Source organism: Candidatus Erwinia dacicola, assembly GCF_001756855.1.
GTDB lineage: Bacteria > Pseudomonadota > Gammaproteobacteria > Enterobacterales > Enterobacteriaceae > Erwinia > Erwinia dacicola.
In genome coordinates, this window is record NZ_MAYS01000607.1 from 1 (window position 1) to 2,624 (window position 2,624).

General features: G+C 53.2%; 2 protein-coding genes. Both read right to left on the bottom strand.

What is annotated here, in order from left to right; translation table 11 throughout:
* Positions 1-138: 138 nt before the first annotated feature.
* On the bottom strand, positions 139-1,815 hold the full coding sequence (gene treA, locus BBW68_RS15090) for an alpha,alpha-trehalase TreA (RefSeq protein WP_070135975.1): 1,677 nt from the start codon (positions 1,813-1,815) through the stop codon (positions 139-141).
* Between the two features lie 410 nt (positions 1,816-2,225).
* Positions 2,226-2,624 (bottom strand): IS30 family transposase (locus tag BBW68_RS15100; RefSeq protein ID WP_148127474.1); only part of this gene is annotated, 399 nt, incomplete at its 5' end.

Consider the following 2,624-nt stretch of genomic DNA (forward strand, 5'->3'; position numbering starts at 1 on the left):
ATCAGTGTGCCACTACAATTACCGAACACTGGTTGTAACCTGCTGATTTTATGTTATGGACGATCGCTGTTTTTATGGGGTCGCAGCATAATCTCTATTTATTCAACAAAGCTTCGCCCCGGTTAACAGATCGTCAGATTAGTTGGCGGGTTTCGCTGCGGTGATATCGCCAACGTTATTACAGGTCACCCCTTTTGGACAGTAGAGATCCATCAGCTTAAGCGTGACGCCGTTGGTCCAGCCGAAGCCGTCCTGCAGCGGGTATTCACCGCCGCCGCCCAGCCCTTTGCCTTCCACCACGTATTTCTCGACCAGCTTATGTTCCTTGTCATAGGTATCCTGCACGTTTTGCAGGAAGCGCAGGCCAATCTCTTTTGCCAGATCCTGCTGACCGTAGTGATTCAGTCCTTCGACGGCCACCCACTGCAGCGGTGCCCAACCGTTCGGCGCATCCCACTGCTGGCCGTTATTCACGGTGGTGGTTACCAGCCCGCCTTCTTTCAGCAGTTGAGCCTTAACCGCCGTCGCGGTGCAGCTGGCATGGTCATCGGTGGTCACCTGCAGATAGAGCGGGAACAGCGTGGCAGCAGTCAGCTGCGGACGCACGCTATTTTTCTTCCAGTCGTAGTCGGTGTACCAGCCCTGCTTGTCATACCACAGATACTGGTTAATCGCCTTCTGACGCTTTTCCGCCAAGTCAGCGAAGCGCTGGCTGGCCTCATCCTGTTTAGCGACTTTACTGGCTTTTGCCAGCGTCTGCTCAAGGTGGAACATCAGGGCGTTCAGATCGACCGGCACAATCTGCGTAGTGTGGATGGTTGACAGATCGCCTGGCTTATCAAACCAGCGCGAGCTGAAGTCCCAGCCGGAAGCGGCCCCGGCGCGCAGGTCGCGGTACAGCTCCGGCTTGTCGCGGCCGCTGGCTTTCTGCGCGGTGGCGATATCATCCATATAAGATTCGGTACGCGGCACGTCGCGTGCATCCCAGTAGCGATTGAGTAGGGTGCCATCTTTCAGCTTTACCACGCGCTTGCTGGCGTGGCCTGCCTTCAGCGCGGCGCTGTCGGCGTCCGCCATCCAGTAGTTGTACTCTTTTTGCAGCTGCGGCAGGTATTTGCTGTAGATCGCATCCCCATCATGCTTCGCCAGCAGGTCGACCATCATGCTGAAGAATGGCGGCTGCGAGCGGGTGAGGTAGTAGCTGCGGTTACCGTTTGGGATGTGACCATATTTATCAAGCTCGATCGCGAAGTTATTCACCATATCCTGCACGCGATCCCAGTGGCCGCTCTCCGCCAGCCCCAGCATGGTGAAGTAGCTGTCCCAGTAATAAACCTCGCGGAAGCGCCCGCCCGGCACTACGTAAGGCTTCGGCAGCGGCAGCAGGGAATCCAACTGGCTTGCCTGGGTGGTGGAACGCGTCAGCACGGGCCACAGGTCGTTGATATGCTCACGCAGGCTCTGCCCGGCTGGCGGCACGTACTTTTCTCCCTCTGCGGGCAGGGTAAAGTTGGTGGCGACAAAGCGTTTAAGGTCGAAGTTGCGCTGGGTTTTCTGCATCTGCCAGTCGCTGAGGATTAACGTCGGATTTTTTTTTGGCACCGCGTCGGCGAAGGTTTTCTGATCGGGGTAGAGCTTGGCAGCCTGCACCGCGTGGAACAGCGGCCCAAGGCGCACATCCGGCGGCTGCGGCGTGCTGGTTAACATTCGCTGATTATCTTCTGCCTGTAGCGAGAAGCTGACAGAAAGGGTACCAGCCAGCAGTAGTGGGGTGAACAGAGGCATGTTCCGTTGACGTTTTTCAGCTCTTCTCATCAGCAATTCTCCATGTCCAGATTGTAGGCAATCTATAAGTTATTGAGCATACGAAAAACTTTAGACGACAATTGGCAAATATTCAGGAATTGATACGACAACATGTGAGTCAGAAGGGATTTTTGGCTAGCATTGGACATGGTGTACCACATCAATGTTATTGAAATATTGGAAGAAATCAATCAAAAGGATACGCCACCTTCCTCGAATCCCCATACACCACAAATGACCATAATTCCAAAGATATCGGGGCATGTTATTAATCACAGTGATAATAATAACGTCTGTATGTGCAGAGAGGGGAATAAACCAAAATTGAATTTCAAAAACTGCTTATTTTTAGTCGTGAGGCACTTACCTTTACTTATTTATGGAATAAAAAACGGCGGATTCAAGTTCGAAGTGCAACGCTAAGCCGCCTGTTTTAGCTCTACAAAGACCACTGAAGGTTGCCGGAACCCAAGGCATTTCCGTGGCCTGCTATTCAGTGCTCCCTGGTACTTGCGGAGCTCGTCATCCGTCACTGCCGTCAGGTCAGTTCCTTTCGGGATAAACTGCCTCAACAACCCATTGGTGTTCTCGTTTAGCCCGCGCTGCCACGAGGCATATGGATGAGCGAAGTAGGTTTCCGCTTCCAACGCGTCAGCGACTTCCTTGTGCCGGGTAAACTCCCTGCCGTTGTCGAACGTGATTGTGTGACAGACGTCCTTATAGCCGCTCAGCATCGAGATAATAGCGGCGGCAACTTCGGCAGAGTCTTTAGAAAAAACCTTCTTCGTCAGATAAATACGGCTTTTACGTTCGACCAG